Source organism: Thioalkalivibrio sp. ALE23 (genome assembly GCF_000378545.1).
GTDB lineage: Bacteria > Pseudomonadota > Gammaproteobacteria > Ectothiorhodospirales > Ectothiorhodospiraceae > Thioalkalivibrio.
Genome location: NZ_KB900035.1, coordinates 261,954 through 278,204, shown reverse-complemented (window position 1 = coordinate 278,204; position 16,251 = coordinate 261,954). Strand labels below are relative to the sequence as shown.

The following is a 16,251-nucleotide window of genomic DNA, read 5'->3' as shown; positions in this document are numbered from 1 at the left end:
GCTCGGCGGGTCACCCCCAGGCGAGACGCTCGCGCAGGGTGGCGTGCAGCTCGGGGGTGCCCGCCGCCAGCACCGTGCTGGTGTCGAGGTCCAGCTCGCCGCCGGCGAGGTCGGTGAACGTCCCGCCCGCTTCGCGCACGATCACGGCCAGGGCCGCAATGTCGAGGATGTTCACGTCCGACTCGACGATGCAGTCGATGCTGCCGCGGGCCAGCAGGTGGTAATGGTAGAAGTCGCCGTAACCGCGGACGCGGTTGACCTCGGCGACGATCCCGCCCAGCGCGTTCCAGCAGTCGCCGCGCGCCGCCAGCGAGCGGAGGTTGCCGGTGGACAGGGTCGCGCGATCGACCGCGGTGATGCCCTTCTCCACGCCGATGCGCTCGCCGTTGAGCCAGGCGCCCTGTCCCTTCTCGGCCCAGGCGCGCTCGCCGAACTGCGGCCCGCTCGACAGGCCCAGAATCAGCTCGCCCTTGTACATCAGCGCGATCTGGGTGGAGAAGAACGGGTAGCGGCGCACGAAGCTCTTGGTGCCGTCGATCGGGTCGATCAGCCAGACATAGTCGGAGTCCATGTCCGACTGGCCCGTCTCTTCGCCGTAGAAACCGTGATCCGGAAAGCGCTCGCGGATGATCGAGCGGATCGCCTCTTCGCTCTCCACGTCGGCACGCGTGACCGGCGTGTCGTCGGCCTTGGTTTCAACGTCCACGCCGTGTTCGTAGTAGTGACGGATCACCTTCTCGGCGGCGTCGGCCGCAGCCTGCGCGGCTTCCAGGAACGGGCTTGCCTGCATGTTCTCGGTCCTCGGGGAAAAGCCGCTATCGTAGCAGGAGCGGCACGACGCGACGAACCCGCCATGATTGCGGACGGTTGTGGCCGGGCCGGGCAGCCCCGATAATGCCGCCGATTCATCCGAGGAGCCCGGCATGTCCAAAAAACTGCCCGACGTGAGCAATATCGAACGCCTCGAACTGTTCGGCGAGGACTACAACCCCACCGCCACCATCGAGAACCAGGAGGGGCAGAAGCTCTCCCTGCAGGTGTACTACCAGCTGGCGCTGGATTTCGGCGGCATCGGTCCCAAGGCGGCCAATTCCGGTCTGCTGATGTACGGCAGCCATGCCGACGAGGCCCGCGCCAACCCGGGCAGGCACCCCAACATCGACCGTCTGATCGACATCCTCGAGAACGACTACTACCTGTCGGTGAAGGCGGTCCCGAAGCGCAAGAGCAACGCCGGCTGAGTCAGTCCGCCACGACCCGGTTGGTGAACGCCAGCCGCCAGCCGCGGTCGGTCTGGCGATGGATCCGGGTGAGGCTGGCGTAGTCGCAGTCGAGCTGGAACAGGTGGCCGTCCGGTACGGCCATTACGCCGCCGACCAGCGCACGGATCACGCCGGCGTGGACCACCAGCAACACGTGTTCGTCGGACCGGCCGGGCGCTTCCACGCTCTCGGCAAAGGCCGCCGCCACCCGCTGACGAAACGCATCCAGCATCTCCGCCCCCTCCGGCCGGTTGTGCTCGGGGTCGGCGTAGAAGGCGCGGTATTCCTCCGGACGTTCCTCCTGCAGCTGGGCGCGGGTGCGGCCCTCCCAGGCGCCGAAGCCGATCTCGCGCAGGTCATGCGCCGTCGCCAGCGCCACACCACGCTCGTCCGCCAGGTGTTCGGCAAACGCGCGGCAGCGCGCCAGCGGCGAAGTCACGATCCGCTGCCATCCGGTCTCGGCGGCCGCGGCGCGCTCCATCTGGCGCCAGCCGGTCTCGCTCAGGGGGTCGTCGCAGCCGTGGCCGCGAAAGCGCTGGCCGCCGGCGGGCTCTCCGTGTCGCATCAGGTCGACGATCATCTACTTGCTCCAGGGGTGGATTCACCAGGGGGCGATGGCTCGAGGCTCCCCCAGCAGGGCGTGCAACCGATCCCAGTCGAAGCACGGACCGGGGTCGGTCTTGCGCCCCGGGGCGATGTCGCTGTGCCCCGCCAGGGCGTCCGCGGCGATCGCCGGGAAATGCTCCCGCAGCCAGCGGATCAGCGCCGCCAGCTCGGCATACTGCACCGCGGTGAAGGGGGTATGGTCGTCCCCCTCCAGTTCGATCCCGATGGAGAAATCGTTGCAGCGCTCGCGCCCGCGCCACGCGGAAACGCCGGCATGCCAGGCGCGCCGGCTGAACGGGACGAACTGGGTCGCCCGGCCCGCGCGATCGATGAACACATGCGCCGACACCCGCAGGTCACGGATCCCGGCGAAGAACGGATGCACGTCCGGGTCCAGGCGGTTGTGGAACAGGGCCTCGACGTGCGATCCGCCGAACTCGCCCGGCGGCAGACTGATCGCGTGCACCACGATCAGTTCCGGCCGCATCCCGGCCGGGCGCGCATCCTGATTCGGGCTCTCGCTGCACTCGGCGACCGGCCACCAGTCGCGCGCCCCGCCGTCCTCGCCGACCGCGCTCATGGCGCCTCCTCCGGCGGCTGGCGCAGGCGTTCCTCCAGGGCCGCACGCAGCAGCGGCACGCGCGGCGGGGCCTGCAGCGGGCCGTGGTACTCGCCATCGACGAACACGAACAGCGCCGGCAGGTGGAAGACCTCGAACTCGCGCACCAGTGCGGTATCGACCTCGGCATCCACGCAGAACAGCGCCGGGGGATCGCCGTCCACCTGCCAGCGCCGCAGGGCGTCGCCCATCGCGTGACAGGCGCTGCATCCGCGCCGGGTGAAGAGGACCACGGCCGCACCCGGCACCTCCTGCAGACGGTGATGGAAATCTCCTGCATCCAGGGCTGGCAGGTCCCCGGAAGCACCCGGCTTGTCGGCATTGGACGATTGCGACACGCTGCCTCCACGACGTCCCCGCGGGGAAACTCGCCGCGGGGCTTTATGATCAATGACGCGTGGGGTAGTTTACGCGCCCGCGTCCCGAGGAAGCGACCCGCCGGTGTCCGAACAGCTCAACCCCCAGCAACACGCCGCCGTCTCCACCACCGACCGTCCGCTGCTGGTCCTTGCCGGCGCGGGCTCGGGCAAGACCCGCGTGATCACCGAGAAGATCGCGCACCTGGTGGAAAAGCGCGGCCTGGACGCGCGCCAGATCGTCGCGATCACCTTCACCAACAAGGCCGCGCGCGAGATGCGCGAGCGGGTGCAGGGGCGGCTGTCGCGGGAACAGAGCCGCGGGCTGGGCGTGTCCACCTTCCACACCTTCGGCCTGCAGTTCCTGCGCCGCGAACTGGCGGCCACCGGCCTGCGCCCGGGCTTCTCCATCCTCGATCCCGGCGACTGTCGCCAGCTGCTGCGCGAGATCACCCACCGCGACGACACCGCGGCCGAGGTGGATGACCTGATCGGCCACATCAGCCGCTGGAAGAACGACCTGTTGACCCCCGACGAGGCGCTGGCCGAGGCCAGCCAGGCGGGCGACGAAGCCCCCGGGGCCCTGCTCGCGGCCAATCTCTACCCGCGCTATGAACAGGCCCTGCGCGCCTACAACGCGGTGGATTTCGACGACCTGATCAAGCGCCCGGTGGACTGCCTGCGCGCGGACGCCGAGCTGCGCAACCGCTGGCAGGACCGCATCCGCCACCTGCTGGTGGACGAATACCAGGACACCAACTCGGCGCAGTACCAGCTGGTACGTCTGCTGGTCGGGGTCAGCGACGGCCTGACCGTGGTCGGCGACGACGACCAGTCGATCTACGCCTGGCGCGGCGCGCGCCCGGAAAACCTCGCGCGCCTGCAGCAGGACTTTCCGCGTCTGGAAGTGGTCAAGCTGGAGCAGAACTACCGCTCCACCAACCGCATCCTGGCCACCGCCAACGCGCTGATCGCCAACAACCCGCACGTATTCGAGAAGCGCCTGTGGAGCGCGCTGGGCGAGGGCGAGAAAGTCGAGGTGATCGACTGCGCGGACTCCGACGCCGAGGCCGCGCGGGTGGTCTCCGAGCTGATGCGCCGGCGCTTCCGCCTGAACGCCGGCTGGGGCGATTTCGCCATCCTCTACCGCAGCAACCACCAGTCGCGGCTGTTCGAGAAGCTGCTGCGCGAGCAGGGCATCCCCTACCGCCTGAGCGGCGGGCAATCGTTCTTCGAGAAGGCCGAGATCAAGGATCTGGTGGCCTACCTGCGCCTGCTGGCCAACCCGGACGACAACACCGCCTTTCTGCGCGTGGTCAACGTACCGCGCCGCGAGATCGGCCCGGCCACTCTGGAAAAACTCGGCCAGTACGCCAACCAGCGCGGGGTCTCGCTGCTGCAGGCCGCGCGCGGGGCCGGCCTGGCCGAATACATGGACGAGCGTGCCCGGGCGCGTCTGGAACGCTTCGTCGACTGGGTCGACGGCTTCCGCGCACGCGCGGCCGAGGAGGCCCCGGATGCCCTGCTGCGCGCACTGGTCGAGGACATCGACTACGAATCCTGGCTGCTGGACAACAGCGCCAACCCGCGCGCCGCCACCCGGCGCATGGAACAGGTGCGTGAATTCATCGACTGGGTCGCACGCCTGGCCGGCTCGCGCGCGCCGGAGGCCGAATACGGCGACGACACGGCGGACGACGAGGACGGCATGGAACTGGCCGACATCGTCAACCGCATCAGCCTGATGGACATCCTCGACCGCAACCGCGATGCCCAGGACGATACCGAGGCGGTGCAGCTGCTGACCCTGCACACCGCCAAGGGCCTGGAGTTCCCGCACGTGTGCCTGGTCGGCTTCGAGGAGGAGCTGCTGCCGCACCGCGTGAGCCTGGAGGACGACGCCATCGAGGAGGAGCGCCGCCTGGCCTACGTCGGGCTGACCCGCGCGCAGCAGACCCTGCTGATCACCTACGCGCGCAGCCGCAAGCGCTACGGCGAGACCCTCGACTGCGAACCGTCGCGCTTTCTCGACGAGCTGCCCGAGGAACACCTCGACTGGCCCGACGCAAAGCCGCCGGACCCGGAGACCCAGCAGCTCACGGCGCGCGCCCATCTCGCCGGGCTCAAGGCCATGCTGGAGAAGTGATCACTCCTTCTTCAGCAGCTTGAGGCCGACCCGGGTGATGCGCGCGCCCTCCATCTCGCGCACCACCAGGCGCGTGGGCCCGAGATCCACGAAGTCCCCCACCACCGGCTCGGTCTGCAGTTCGGCGCGCAGGAAGGCCTCCAGGGTCTCGCCCTGACGTTCGGACGGCACCGGCGCGCCGTAGGTCATGCCCACCGCCCCCAGCAGGGCATCGCCGTTGAGGGCAAACTCCCCGAACACGCTGCGCTCGGTCAGGCGTTCCGGCACCTCTTCCTGCGGCACGAACAGGCGGTCCAGGTCCGGCAGGTCGGCGGGTGCGACCATGATGTAGAGATGGTCGCCGGCCTGCAGGTCCAGCAGTTCCAGGGTCTCCAGCAGCTGCCCTTCCCGCAGATGTGCGACCACCCGCGCCGACCCGGGCAGACGGAAACCGGACCAGGCCTCGCGCACCACCGGCGTGGTCTCCGCCAGCCGGTAGCCCACCAGCTCCATCTCCTGCTGCCCCGGGATGTCCAGCTCGGTGCGCTGGACCCGGGTGGTGGTCGGCGGCAGCTCCAGGCCCAGCCAGCGCGCCGAGGAGGCCACGGTCCAGCCCTGCACCATCAGCGAGATCAGCACCACGAAGAACACCACGTGGAAGAAGTATTCCGCCAGCTCCAGCCCCGCCAGCAACGGAAACAGCGCGAGGATGATGGGCACCGCCCCGCGCAGCCCGACCCAGGCGATGAACAGCTGCTCGCGCCACGGGAAGCGGAACGGATACAGGCACAGCGCCACCGCCAGCGGGCGTGCCAGCAGGATCAGCACCAGCGCTACCAGGCCCGCGTCCAGCGCCACCGGCGGCAGCTCCGAGGGCGTGACGATCATCCCCAGCATCAGGAACATGCCGATCTGCGCCAGCGCCGCGATGCCGTCGTGGAAACGCTTGATGTTCTGCGAGGCCTCCAGCGGGCGGTTGCCCAGCAGCAGCCCGGCGAGATACACCGCGAGGAAGCCCGATCCGCCCACCATGCCGGTCAGGCCGAAGATCGCCAGCGCCCCGGCCAGCGCGAACAGCGGGTAGAACCCGGCCGACATCGGCACACGGTTGATCAGCGCCAGCAGCGCGAGCCCGCCCCCGACCCCCAGCAGGGCCCCCAGCCCCATCTGCTGCACGAACTCGACCAGCACCACCACCCCGAAATCGGGCTGATCCATCAGGATCAGCTCGATCAGCACGATGGTGAGGAAGATTGCCATCGGGTCGTTGGATCCCGACTCGATCTCCAGGGTCGCCCCCACGCGGCTCTTCAACTCCAGCCCGCGCGAGCGCAGCAGGGAAAACACCGCGGCCGCGTCGGTGGAGCCGACGATCGCCCCCAGCAGCAGTCCCTCCAGCCACGACAGCCCCAGCCACCACACCGCGAACAGCCCGGTCAGGCCGGAGGTGATCAGCACCCCCACGGTGGCCAGCCCCACCGCCGGCTTCAGTCCGATACGGAAATTGCGCGCCGGCGTGCGCATCCCGCCATCGAACAGGATGATGGCCAGGGCCGCGGAGCCGATCAGATGGGCCAGGGTGATATTCTCGAACGACACGCCGCCGGGGCCCTCCGGGCCCAGCAGCATGCCGATGCCGAGGAACACCAGCAGCAGTGGTACACCCAGCCGCGAGGTGACCACGCTGGACAGGATGCTGCCGAGCAGGACCACGGCGACGAGAAAGATGATCTGACTGGAGAAATCCATGGCGCCATCATACCGGAGCGTTCCCCGCATCCGGCCCGCGGTCTCCGTAATCGCCGTCACCGCCCTGCTGGCGGGGTCGCTGGCCGGCTCGCCCGCGGCGGCCGAACGCGGCGGCGTGGATGCCCTGCATTTCGAGTTCGAGAACGACCTGTTCGCCGGCGAGGACCGCTACTACACCAATGGCGTGCGCGCCGGCTGGACGCGGCGCGGCGAACGGGTCCCGCCCTGGCTCCAGGACGTGGCGGACTTCTTCCCGCTGTTCGTCGATCGCGAGGAACGCGGCCGCCTGAAGACCTCGGTGCACCTGGCGCAGAACATGTACACCCCGGAAGACATCGAACGCGAGCAGCCGGACCCGGACGACCGCCCCTACGCCGGCTGGCTGTACCTGAACTTCAGCCTGGCCGAGGACCACGGCGACCGGCTCGACCGGCTGCAGGTCACGCTGGGGACAGTGGGCCCGGCGTCCCTGGCCGACCGCACCCAGGAGACGGTCCATGACCTGACGGGCGCCCCCGATCCGCGCGGATGGGACGCGCAGATCGGCAACGAGCCCACGCTGATGCTGGGCTACGAACGCCAGCTGCGCGGCCGATCCGGCCATCTGGGGAGCGGCTGGGACTGGGATCTGACCCCGCACTGGGGCGCCTCCATCGGCAGCCCCTTCACCTTCGCCAATGCCGGCGCGATCCTGCGCACGGGCCGCAACCTGCCCCGCGATTTCGGCCCACCGCGGATCAACCCGGCACTGTCCGGGTCGCACACCTTCGAGGCGGTCGACACCGCCGGCGGCTACCTGTTCGCCGGGGTGGACACTCGCCTGATGGCCTTTGATCTGTTCCTCGACGGGCCGCTGTTCCGCGACGGGCCCTCGGTGGACAAGCACCCGGTGGTGGGCGAATTCACCGCGGGCGTGGTGTTCCACTGGCACGGGGTGCGTCTGGGCTATACCCATGTCTGGCGCTCGCGCGAATTCAGCGGCCAGGCTACCGGCGCCGCGGAGTTCGGCTCGCTGCACGCCACCTGGCAGTTCTGAACCGACCCGCCCCGGCGTTGTTACGATCGAGGCGTCGCCCCTTCCGGAGAACCTGCGTGCGCAAGATTTCCCGAACCTTCCTCACCGGCCTGGCCGCGATCCTGCCGGCGATGGTCACGCTGGCCCTGCTGTGGTGGCTGGGCAGCACCGCGGAACAGGTGCTGGGCGGCCTGCTGCAGGCCATCCTGCCGGAGCTGCTGTACGTGCCGGGCATGGGGATCGCGGCCGGCGTCGGCCTGGTATTCGCGGTGGGGGTACTGCTGCAGGCCTACGTGGTGCGCTGGCTGTTCAACTGGCTGGAAGGCCTGATGCAGCGCATCCCGGTGGTCAAGACCATCCACGGCACGGTGCGCGATGTTACCAACCTGGTCTCCGGCGACATCCACCAGCAGTTCGGCCAGGCAGTGCTGGTCACGCTGCCGGGGCTGGAAGCGCGCGTCATCGGCTTCGTCACGCGCGAGGACTTCGAAGGCCTGCCGGACGCACTGGGCGGGGCGGAGACCCTCGCGGTCTACATGCCGATGAGCTACCAGATCGGCGGCTACACCCTGATGCTGCCGCGCGACCGGGTGGAACCGCTGGAGCTGTCGCTGGAAGATGCCATGCGCTACGCCCTGACCGCCGGGGTCTCCGCGCGCAAGGACGAGCCCGGAGTGTAAACGGGGACGTGAACCGGACGCTGCAGCGCGGCGCCCCCGTCAGCCGTCCTCCAGCGGGGAGATGTCGCGCACCGCGCCGAACGCGGCCGAGGTGGTCATCAGAGCATAGGCGCGCAGGGCCTGAGTCACCGGCCGATTGCGCGACTCGGGCTTCCAGGCCTTCGCCCCGCGGGCCTCCATCGCCTCGCGCCGCGCCGCCAGCGTGGCGTCGTCGACGTCGATGCGAATGTCGCGCGCGGGGATGTCGATCACGATGGTGTCGCCCTCTTCAACCAGGCCGATCGCCCCGCCCTGCGCGGCCTCCGGCGAGACGTGGCCGATGGACAGGCCGGAGGTGCCGCCGGAGAAACGCCCGTCGGTGATCAGCGCGCAGTCCTTGCCCAGCCCCTTCGACTTCAGATACGAGGTGGGATAGAGCATCTCCTGCATGCCGGGACCGCCCTTCGGACCCTCGTAGCGGATGATCACCACGTCCCCCGCCCGGATGCGGTCAGCGAGGATGGCCTCCACCGCGGCGTCCTGGCTCTCGAACACCCGCGCCGGGCCGGAGAAGGTCAGGATGCTCTCGTCGACGCCGGCGGTCTTCACGATGCAGCCATCCGGGGCCATGTTGCCGTAGAGCACGGCCAGGCCCCCGTCCTGCGAGTAGGCGTGCTCGATGTCGCGGATGCAACCGTTGGCGCGGTCGAGGTCGAGGCTGTCCCAGGCACGGTCCTGGCTGAACGCGGTCTGGGTGGGCACCCCGCCCGGCGCGGCACTGTACAGACGCTCGGATTCGGCCGCATGCCGCATCACGTCCCACTGTTCCAGGGCGGCGCCCAGGGTCGGGGCATGCACGGTCGGGATGTCGCGATGGATCAGCCCGCCACGGTCCAGTTCGGCGAGGATGCCGACCACGCCACCGGCGCGGTGTACGTCCTCCATGTGGTACTGCTGCGTCGCCGGGGCCACCTTGCACAGGTTGGGCACGTGGCGCGACAGGCGGTCGATGTCGGCCATGGTGAAGTTGACCTCGCCCTCGCGCGCGGCCGCCAGCAGGTGCAGCACGGTGTTGGTGGAACCGCCCATCGCGATGTCCAGGCTCATCGCGTTCTCGAACGCCTCGAAGGTGGCGATGGAACGCGGCAGGGCCGAGGCGTCGTCCTGCTCGTAGTAGCGCTTCGCCAGCTCGACCACGCGCCGCCCGGCCTCCTCGAACAGCGCCTGGCGCGCGGCATGCGTGGCCAGCAGCGAGCCGTTGCCCGGCAGCGACAGCCCCAGGGCCTCGGTCAGGCAGTTCATCGAGTTGGCGGTGAACATGCCGGAGCAGGAGCCACAGGTCGGGCAGGCGGAACGCTCGACGGCCTCCACCTCCTCGTCGCTGGCGCTGGAATCGGCCGCCTTGACCATCGCATCCACCAGGTCGAGGTGGATCACGTTGTCCTGCCCCGGCGCCTGCACCTTGCCGGCCTCCATCGGCCCGCCGGAGACGAACACCACCGGGATGTTCAGGCGCATCGCGGCCAGCAGCATCCCAGGGGTGATCTTGTCGCAGTTGGAGATGCACACCAGCGCATCGGCGCAGTGGGCGTTGACCATGTACTCCACCGAGTCGGCGATGATCTCGCGCGAGGGCAGCGAATAGAGCATCCCGCCGTGACCCATCGCGATGCCGTCGTCCACCGCGATGGTATTGAATTCCCTGGCCACGCCACCGGCCTGTTCGATCTCGCGCGCGACCAGCTGGCCCATGTCCTTCAGATGCACGTGTCCCGGCACGAACTGGGTGAAGGAGTTGGCGACGGCGACAATCGGCTTGTCGAAGTCGCCATCCTTCATGCCGGTGGCGCGCCACAGGGCGCGGGCCCCGGCCATGTTGCGGCCGTGGGTGGTTGTGCGGGAACGATAGGCAGGCATGATGGGCAGGTCTCGCGAACGTTCGTGGAAATGCGAAATCGTACATAATGCGAGCATCAATACCCAGTAGGGGAGGAAGCGTTCATGAAATTCGAGGTCGAGAACATCAAGTGCGGCGGCTGCGCCAGCTCCATCCGCAAGGGCCTGATGCAGGTCGAGGGCGTGGAATCCGCCGAGGTGGACGTCGAGAACGGGGCCGTGGAGGTCACCGCGCCGGAGTCCGCCACCGACGCGATCCGCGAGAAACTGGCCCACATGGGCTATCCGGAGGTCGGCTCGGTCTCCGGACTGCGCTCCGCCGGGGCCCGGGCGAAGTCGTTCGCCAGCTGCGCGGTCGGACGCATGAGCGGTGACAGCTGAGCGCAGGCATCCGGCATGAACCATGACGCGGGGCATGCCCGGAGCCGGCCGGCCCCGGCCGTCCGCCACCTGCTCCCGGCACGGTGGCAGACCGGACTGGTCGTCCTGGTCGCCGCGCTGTTGCTGGCCGCGCCCGCCGCGGCCACGCCGCCCGAGCACGACGGACTGCCGGAGACGACCCTGGAGGTCGGCGACCGGGAACTGACGGTGGAACTGGCCGCGGATGACGCCAGCCGCAGCCAGGGCCTGATGTTCCGCGAGGCGCTCGCGGACGATCGCGGCATGCTGTTCATCTGGGATACGCCGGACCGCCGGGCGATGTGGATGCGCAATACGTTGATCCCGCTGGATGTGGCCTTCATCGACGGCGACGGCGAGATCACCAACATCGAGACCATGGCGCCCGAGACCACCCGCCTGCACTGGTCCGTGGCACCGATCGAGTATGCACTGGAGGTCAACGCGGAATGGTTCGCGCAGCACGGGATCGAGGCAGGTGACCGCATCCCCGGCCTGGATGCCGCGCGCGAGACCGAGCGCGGCCAATGAGCACCGCGCCGGGGCACTTGCCTGCCGTCGCGCACCGCCTCCAGAATTGATTCAGGCCACCGGGAACGCGCCTGCATTCGGCCACCCACCGTATCGCCCGGCCCCGCCGCTCAACCCTTAGCCCACCTGCATCGCGAGGGATCCGCGTGAACCCGCCAGACCATCCATCCCACCCGCGCCCCGCACGTCGCGCCCCGGCGCCCGGAGAACTCGCGTGGTTCCGCGACGCCGTGCCATACATCGCCGCGCACCGCGGACGCACGATGGTCATCGCGCTGGCCGGCGAGGCCGCGCAGGCGGCGGAGTTTCCTGCCCTGATGCGGGACATCGCCAAGCTGCATGCACTGGGTGTGCGCGTGGTGCTGGTATACGGCGCGCGCCCGCAGATCGAGGCGCGCCTGGCCGAACGCGGCCTGCAGCCGCAGTACGCCGGGGGCCTGCGGGTCACCGATGCCGCGGCGCTGGATGCCGTACTGGACGCGGTCGGCCGCCTGCGGCTGCAGATCGAGGGCCTGCTGTCCCGCAGCCTGGGCCAGCCGGGCACCGGCAATGCACGCCTGCGGGTGGCCGGCGGCAACTTCGTCACCGCGCGCCCGCTGGGCGTCCGCGACGGGGTCGATTTCCATTACACCGGCGAGGTGCGCGGGGTAGACACCGCCGCGCTCACCGCGCTGCTGGATCAGGAGCAGGTCGCGCTGGTCTCGCCGCTGGGGTATTCGCCCACCGGCGAGGTCTTCAACCTGTCGGGCGAGGAGGTGGCGACCCGCGTGGCGATCGCCCTGGACGCGGACAAGCTGATCTTCCTGACCGAGGCCGGCGTGCTGCGCGGGCCGCAGGACGACGTCCTCGACCAGCTGACCGTGCCCGCCGCGGAGCGCATCCTGGAACAGCGCGACGATCTGCCGCAGGAACTCGCCAGCCACCTGCGCAGCGCGGTGGATGCCTGCCATGCACGCGACCTGCGCGTGCATCTGGTCGACCGCCGCGATGACGGCGGGCTGCTGACGGAACTGTTCACCCGCCAGGGCATCGGCACCCTGGTCTCGCGCGAGCCGCTGGAGCGCCTGCGCCCCGCGACCCTGGACGATGTCGGTGGCATCCATGCGCTGCTGGAACCACTGGAGGCCGAGGGTGTGCTGGTGCACCGCGCCCGCGAGCACCTGGAACTGGAGATCGACCGCTTCCACGTGCTGGAGGTCGACGGGCTGATCATCGGCACCGCGGCGCTGTACCCGTTCGGCGACCACGCCGCGGAGATCGCCTGCCTGGCGCTGCACGCCGAATACCGCGGCCACGGCCGGGGCGACCGGCTGCTGACCGCGATGGAAGATCTGGCACGCGAACAGGGGGTTCGCCGGGTATTCGTGCTCACCACCCGCACGGCGCAGTGGTTCCAGGAACGCGGTTACGCCCCCGGCAGCGTCGACGACCTCCCGCCGGAGCGCCGCCAGCGCTACAATCAGGCGCGCAACTCGCGGGTCTTCACGCGCGAGCTGGAGGGCTGACCCGGGGCAGCGCCGGGCTCAGCGGCCGCGGGCCTCGTCGCGTTCGTGGGCCTCCTGCGCGGCCACGCTGAGGGTGGCGATGGGACGGATCTCGAGGCGCTCGAGGCCGATCGGCTCGCCGGTCTCCTCGCAGTAGCCGTACTCGCCGCGCTCGATGCGAGCCAGCGCCTCGTCGATCTTGGTCAGAAGCTTGCGCTCGCGGTCGCGGGTGCGCAGCTCCACGCCGGCATCGGCCTCGTGGGTGGCGCGATCGGAGGGATCCGGCTCCTGCCAGTTCTCGGTGCGCAGATGCTCCAGGGTCTCTTCCGACTCGGCGATCAGCTCGGCCCGCCACGCCTCGAGTTTGCGCCGGAAATAGTCCAGCTGGCGCGGATTCATGTAGGGTTCGTCCTCGGAGGGACGATAGTCGGGATCCACCATGTTGCACCTCCGGATCGTGACCCGAGCCACGGGCCCGCCACAACGGGTAAACCTGCACTAGAACACATGTGCCGGACTCAGTACAGACCGCCAGACCACAGGGATCGAACATGCACGAACCGCTGCGCCTGATCCAGGTAACCGACAGTCACCTGGGGACCGAACCGGGCCCGGTGCGCGCGGGCTACCCGGACAGCGACCTCGCATTGCGCCACGTCCTGGAAACCGCGCGGGCGCGGGAAGGCCTGCCCGACCGCCTCCTGCTGACCGGCGACCTCGCCGAGAACCCGTCGCCGGAGACCTATGCGCGCCTGAAGGCACTGCTGGACGACACGGGACCCTGGCCCACCAGCGCGCTGGCCGGCAACCACGACGACGCACGCGAACTGGCGGTGACCCTGGAGTCGGCCGGCCATGCGGTCCATCGCAGCGAACGCCTGGGCAGCTGGCAGCTGATCGCCCTGGACTCCTCGCAGCCCGGAGGGCCGGCCGGCCATCTGTCCGACGCCGAACTGCAACGCCTCGAGGGGGCCCTCACCGCGCACCCGGAACGCCCGGCCCTGATCGCCGTACATCATCCGGTGGTACCGGTGGGCAGCCCGTGGATGGACGGCATGGGCCTGACCAATGCCGACGCGCTGTTCGCCGTGCTCGACCACCATCCGCAGGTGCGGGCCTGCGTGTTCGGCCACGCGCACCAGGTGGTCGACACCTTTCATGGCGACGTACGCGTGCTCGGCTGCCCCGCCACCTGCGTGCAGTTCCGCCCCGGGGCCACGGAATATCAGCTCGACGATGACCCGGACACCGGGCGCCCGGGTTACCGCGTGCTCGAACTCTATCCCGACGGCCGCCTGGACACGCGGGTCGAGCGGCTGCCTGCGCCGCCCGCGTGAGGGCCGCATGAGCGCATCTTCGGTGCCGGAGGATACCCGCGCCACCGCCCTGCAGGCCTGGCTGGCGCAGCGACCCGGGTACTTCGAGGGGCTGCAACTGCTGCGCGCGGATGCCAGCTTCCGCCGCTATTTCCGCGCGCGACGCGACGGTGAGCCGGTGGTCATCATGGATGCCCCGCCGGAACGCGAACCGGTGGCCCCGTTCCTGCGCATCGCCCGTCTGCTGGAGGCCCTCGGCCAGCGTCCGCCACGCATCCATGACGAGGACCCGGACGCGGGTTTCCTGGTGCTGGAGGACCTCGGCGACCGCACGTTCACCCGGGCACTGGCCGAGGGCGAGGACGAGAAGGCCCTGTATCAGCGGGCCATCGACCGGCTGGCCGACCTGCACCGGGCCTGGCCACAGCGGCCTGCGGAGGCCACACCCGCGCTGGCCGCCTACGACACCCCGCGCCTGCTGGACGAGGCGCGCCTGTTCATCGACTGGTATGTCCCGGAACAACAGGGCCATCCACCGGCGGAGGCCGCCCGCGGCGCCTGGGAAGCGGCCTGGACGCAGACCCTGGACGCCCTGCCGTACCTGGAGCCCACGCTGGTGCTGCGCGACTTTCACGTGGACAACCTGATGATCCCGCCGGAAGGTACGGGCTGCGCGCTGCTGGACTTCCAGGACGCGGTGCTCGGGAGCCCGGCCTACGACGTGGTATCGCTGCTGGAGGATGCGCGGCGCGACGTTTCACCGGCGGTCGCGCGGGAGGCCCTCGCGCACTACCTGCAGGCCACCGGGTGGCCCGATGAGGCCTTTCGCGTGCATTACCGGGTGCTCGGGGTCCAGCGCGCGATCAAGATCCTCGGCATCTTCACCCGCCTGCACCGGCGTGACGGCAAGCCCGACTACCGCCGCCACGAACCGCGCCTGCAGACGCTGGTGCGACGCGGACTGGCACACCCGGACCTGCAGCCCGTGGCGCAGTGGTTTCGCCGGCATCTCCCCGGCGATCCCGCCACTCCCGAACCCGCGCCGGAGGCACGCGCGTGAAACGGGCCATGATCCTCGCCGCCGGGCGCGGCGAACGCATGCGCCCGCTGACCGACGAACGCCCCAAGCCCCTGCTGGAGGCCGGCGGCAAACCGCTGATCGTCTGGACCCTGGAACGCCTGGCCCGCGCGGGGTTTGGCGAGGTCATCATCAACACCGCCCACCTGGGTGAGCAGATCCCCCGGCGGCTGGGCGACGGCTCGGCCTTCGGGCTGAAGATCCGCTATTCGCCGGAACCCGCCGGCGCCCTGGAAACCGCCGGCGGCATCCGCCAGGCCCTGCCCCTGCTGGGCCCCGAAGCCTTCCTGGTGATCAACGGCGACATCTGGTGCGACCACCCGCTCGTACCCCCCTCGCGGCTGCCGGGGGCCATCGAAGAACACGATGCCCCACTGGCCCATCTGGTGCTGGTGGACAACCCGCCGCAGCATCCGGACGGGGACTTCGCCCTGGGCGCCGACGGCCGCGTCACCACCGACACCGGCCCGGAACGCCTGACCTTCAGTGGCATCGGCTGGTATCACCCGGCCCTGTTCGCGTCGCTGGAGCCGGGCCGCCGCCCGCTGGGGCCGGTGCTGCGCGAGGCGATCGCGCAGGGCCGGGTGAGTGGCGAACACTACCTCGGCGACTGGCGGGACATCGGCACGCCGCAGCGCCTGGCGGCGCTGGACCGCGATCTCGCGACCACGGATCAGGGCTTGATGTAGGTAAACCCCTTGCGCTGCAGGCGATACAGCTCGGTGATCCCGCTGGTCACCATCTCGTCGCGGATCACGTCGTGGAGATCGGCGCGCTCCAGGCCACGGGCCTCCATGGATCGCCGGCTGACCAGAAACTCGAAGCCCTGCAGCCGCAGGGTGTCGATGCGAATGGCGGTGGCGGTGTCCATGGAGGCCGATTCCAGCAGGCGCACCCCCTCGCCATGCAGCACGATGCGTACATCGGCCGGCCCGTGTCCCGGATCGCCCAGGTGCTCCTTCAGATAGCGCAGGACGTTGGAGAAATGCTCGCGGTCGCCGGAATCCAGGTGGTAGACGATCCGGGTGACGGAGGGGCCGGCGTCGGGTGCCGCGCCACCCTCCCCCGCGACCGCGACCGGCTGCAGGGCCGCCAGCAGCAGGCACAGGCCGGCCCAGCGGAGCAGCGGAAGCGTCCGAGAGGAGGGCACTCGACG

Annotated in this window: 18 protein-coding genes; 10 read left to right on the top strand and 8 right to left on the bottom strand. The window is 69.9% G+C overall.

Going from position 1 to position 16,251, the window contains the following annotated elements; translation table 11 throughout:
- Nucleotides 1–10 precede the first annotated feature (10 nt).
- Nucleotides 11–790, bottom strand: coding sequence for an inositol monophosphatase family protein (locus F573_RS0111675; protein WP_019022726.1), 780 nt, complete (start codon nucleotides 788–790; stop codon nucleotides 11–13).
- 133 nt (nucleotides 791–923) lie between these two features.
- Here F573_RS0111675 and F573_RS0111670 point away from each other — a divergent pair, with 133 nt between their 5' ends.
- Nucleotides 924–1,241 carry a DUF2322 family protein gene (locus tag F573_RS0111670; protein ID WP_019022725.1) on the top strand — a complete coding sequence of 106 codons (318 nt, stop codon included), beginning with the start codon at nucleotides 924–926 and terminating at the stop codon, nucleotides 1,239–1,241.
- Between the two features lies 1 nt (nucleotide 1,242).
- Here the strand turns inward: F573_RS0111670 and F573_RS0111665 are convergent, their stop codons facing one another.
- The 3 genes from F573_RS0111665 to F573_RS0111655 are packed head-to-tail and all read right to left on the bottom strand — an operon-like array spanning nucleotide 1,243 to nucleotide 2,825.
- Entirely contained in the window at nucleotides 1,243–1,842 is a 600-nt protein-coding gene (locus F573_RS0111665; protein WP_019022724.1) for a histidine phosphatase family protein, read from the bottom strand.
- Nucleotides 1,843–1,863: 21 nt separating this feature from the next.
- Nucleotides 1,864–2,448: a 1,6-anhydro-N-acetylmuramyl-L-alanine amidase AmpD gene (gene ampD / locus F573_RS0111660; protein WP_019022723.1), complete on the bottom strand. Its 585-nt coding sequence runs from the start codon at nucleotides 2,446–2,448 to the stop codon at nucleotides 1,864–1,866.
- A complete protein-coding gene (locus F573_RS0111655; protein WP_019022722.1) occupies nucleotides 2,445–2,825 on the bottom strand; it encodes a thioredoxin family protein in 381 nt (126 codons plus the stop codon). The genes ampD and F573_RS0111655 overlap by 4 nt, the downstream gene beginning before the upstream one ends.
- 103 nt (nucleotides 2,826–2,928) lie before the next feature.
- On the opposite strand from F573_RS0111655, the gene F573_RS0111650 reads away from it, so the two are divergent.
- A complete protein-coding gene (locus F573_RS0111650; RefSeq protein WP_019022721.1) occupies nucleotides 2,929–4,989 on the top strand; it encodes a UvrD-helicase domain-containing protein in 2,061 nt (686 codons plus the stop codon).
- Here the strand turns inward: F573_RS0111650 and F573_RS0111645 are convergent, their stop codons facing one another.
- Nucleotides 4,990–6,717 (bottom strand): potassium/proton antiporter, encoded by a 1,728-nt coding sequence (locus F573_RS0111645; RefSeq protein ID WP_019022720.1) that lies wholly within the window; start codon nucleotides 6,715–6,717, stop codon nucleotides 4,990–4,992.
- Here F573_RS0111645 and F573_RS0111640 point away from each other — a divergent pair.
- Nucleotides 6,716–7,753: a lipid A deacylase LpxR family protein gene (locus tag F573_RS0111640; RefSeq protein WP_018869741.1), complete on the top strand. Its 1,038-nt coding sequence runs from the start codon at nucleotides 6,716–6,718 to the stop codon at nucleotides 7,751–7,753. The genes F573_RS0111645 and F573_RS0111640 overlap by 2 nt on opposite strands.
- 56 nt (nucleotides 7,754–7,809) lie before the next feature.
- Nucleotides 7,810–8,412: a DUF502 domain-containing protein gene (locus F573_RS0111635; RefSeq protein ID WP_018935372.1), complete on the top strand. Its 603-nt coding sequence runs from the start codon at nucleotides 7,810–7,812 to the stop codon at nucleotides 8,410–8,412.
- 39 nt (nucleotides 8,413–8,451) lie between these two features.
- On the opposite strand, the gene ilvD is transcribed toward F573_RS0111635, so the two are convergent.
- A complete protein-coding gene (ilvD, locus tag F573_RS0111630; RefSeq protein ID WP_019022719.1) occupies nucleotides 8,452–10,308 on the bottom strand; it encodes a dihydroxy-acid dehydratase in 1,857 nt (618 codons plus the stop codon).
- A gap of 84 nt (nucleotides 10,309–10,392) precedes the next feature.
- Here ilvD and F573_RS0111625 point away from each other — a divergent pair, with 84 nt between their 5' ends.
- The 3 genes from F573_RS0111625 (at nucleotide 10,393) to argA (ending at nucleotide 12,722) form a co-directional block, all read left to right on the top strand.
- Entirely contained in the window at nucleotides 10,393–10,668 is a 276-nt protein-coding gene (locus tag F573_RS0111625) for a heavy-metal-associated domain-containing protein (RefSeq protein WP_018869738.1), read from the top strand.
- Nucleotides 10,669–10,683: 15 nt separating this feature from the next.
- Entirely contained in the window at nucleotides 10,684–11,217 is a 534-nt protein-coding gene (locus F573_RS0111620; protein ID WP_019022718.1) for a DUF192 domain-containing protein, read from the top strand.
- Between the two features lie 140 nt (nucleotides 11,218–11,357).
- On the top strand, nucleotides 11,358–12,722 hold the full coding sequence (argA, locus tag F573_RS0111615; protein ID WP_369773218.1) for an amino-acid N-acetyltransferase: 1,365 nt from the start codon (nucleotides 11,358–11,360) through the stop codon (nucleotides 12,720–12,722).
- A gap of 18 nt (nucleotides 12,723–12,740) precedes the next feature.
- Here the strand turns inward: argA and dksA are convergent, their stop codons facing one another.
- Nucleotides 12,741–13,142, bottom strand: coding sequence for an RNA polymerase-binding protein DksA (dksA, locus tag F573_RS0111610; protein WP_018869735.1), 402 nt, complete (start codon nucleotides 13,140–13,142; stop codon nucleotides 12,741–12,743).
- 110 nt (nucleotides 13,143–13,252) lie between these two features.
- Between dksA and F573_RS0111605 the strand changes: the two genes are divergently transcribed.
- From F573_RS0111605 to murU, 3 genes are read left to right on the top strand one after another with little or no spacing between them, the layout of a single operon-like run.
- Nucleotides 13,253–14,038 carry a metallophosphoesterase gene (locus tag F573_RS0111605; RefSeq protein WP_019022716.1) on the top strand — a complete coding sequence of 262 codons (786 nt, stop codon included), beginning with the start codon at nucleotides 13,253–13,255 and terminating at the stop codon, nucleotides 14,036–14,038.
- Between the two features lie 7 nt (nucleotides 14,039–14,045).
- Complete coding sequence (locus tag F573_RS0111600) at nucleotides 14,046–15,077, top strand: aminoglycoside phosphotransferase family protein (RefSeq protein WP_026300896.1); 1,032 nt, start codon at nucleotides 14,046–14,048, stop codon at nucleotides 15,075–15,077.
- An 8-nt stretch (nucleotides 15,078–15,085) separates the two neighbouring features.
- Nucleotides 15,086–15,784 (top strand): N-acetylmuramate alpha-1-phosphate uridylyltransferase MurU, encoded by a 699-nt coding sequence (gene murU, locus F573_RS0111595; RefSeq protein ID WP_019589056.1) that lies wholly within the window; start codon nucleotides 15,086–15,088, stop codon nucleotides 15,782–15,784.
- Here the strand turns inward: murU and F573_RS0111590 are convergent.
- Nucleotides 15,769–16,245, bottom strand: a complete 477-nt coding sequence (locus F573_RS0111590; RefSeq protein ID WP_019022714.1) for a DsrE family protein — start codon at nucleotides 16,243–16,245, stop codon at nucleotides 15,769–15,771. The two genes, murU and F573_RS0111590, sit on opposite strands and share 16 nt — an antisense overlap.
- Nucleotides 16,246–16,251: the final 6 nt, after the last annotated feature.